A 1249-nucleotide genomic window follows, 5' to 3' on the forward strand; every position below is an offset into this window, starting at 1 on the left:
GAGTTGTCCGGCGGTGTCCTACTCTCCCACACCCTCCCGGGTGCAGTACCATCGGCGCTGAAGGGCTTAGCTTCCGGGTTCGGAATGTGACCGGGCGTTTCCCGCTTCGCTATGACCGCCGTAACGCTATGAAACTATCCACTACCAACCATGCATGGTGGTGTGTGGTGTTTCAGATATCGCATAGTGGACGCGAACAACGTGTTTGTTGTGTTGGTAAGTTGTTGGCTTATTAGTACCGGTCAGCTACGCACATTGCTGTGCTTCCACGTCCGGCCTATCAACCCAGTCGTCTTGCTGGGAGCCTCTCCACCCAAAGGGTGTTGGAAACCTCATCTTGAAGTGTGCTTCCCGCTTAGATGCTTTCAGCGGTTATCACGTCCGAACGTAGCTAATCAGCGGTGCCCTTGGCAGGACAACTGACACACCAGAGGTTCGTCCATCCCGGTCCTCTCGTACTAGGGACAGGTCTTCTCAAGTTTCCTACGCGCACAGCGGATAGGGACCGAACTGTCTCACGACGTTCTAAACCCAGCTCGCGTACCGCTTTAATGGGCGAACAGCCCAACCCTTGGGACCTACTCCAGCCCCAGGATGCGACGAGCCGACATCGAGGTGCCAAACCATGCCGTCGATATGAGCTCTTGGGCAAGATCAGCCTGTTATCCCCGGGGTACCTTTTATCCGTTGAGCGACGGCGCTTCCACAAGCCACCGCCGGGTCACTAGTCCCGACTTTCGTCTCTGCTCGACATGTCTGTCTCACAGTCAAGCTCCCTTGTGCACTTACACTCGATACCTGATTGCCAACCAGGCTGAGGGAACCTTTGGGCGCCTCCGTTACCTTTTAGGAGGCAACCGCCCCAGTTAAACTACCCACCAGGCACTGTCCCTGATCCGGATCACGGACCGAGGTTAGGAGCCCAGAACGACCAGAGTGGTATTTCAACGTTGACTCCACACCCGCTGGCGCGGGCGCTTCATAGTCTCCCACCTATCCTACACAAGCCGTACCGAACACCAATACCAAGCTGTAGTAAAGGTCCCGGGGTCTTTCCGTCCTGCTGCGCGTAACGAGCATCTTTACTCGTACTGCAATTTCGCCGAGTTCGTGGTTGAGACAGTGGAGAAGTCGTTACGCCATTCGTGCAGGTCGGAACTTACCCGACAAGGAATTTCGCTACCTTAGGATGGTTATAGTTACCACCGCCGTTTACTGGCGCTTAAGTTCTCAGCGTCGCCCCAAAAGG

The 1249-nt window shown here is 55.6% G+C and carries 2 rRNA genes (1 of these 2 cut by a window edge); both read right to left on the bottom strand.

Going from position 1 to position 1249, the window contains the following annotated elements:
• Positions 1–5: 5 nt before the first annotated feature.
• Positions 6–123, bottom strand: a 5S ribosomal RNA gene (gene rrf / locus G9U51_RS16975).
• Between the two features lie 89 nt (positions 124–212).
• Positions 213–1249, bottom strand: a 23S ribosomal RNA gene (locus G9U51_RS16980) (it continues 2200 nt past the right edge of the window).

Source organism: Metallococcus carri, assembly GCF_011440275.1.
Lineage (GTDB): Bacteria > Actinomycetota > Actinomycetes > Actinomycetales > Dermatophilaceae > Metallococcus > Metallococcus carri.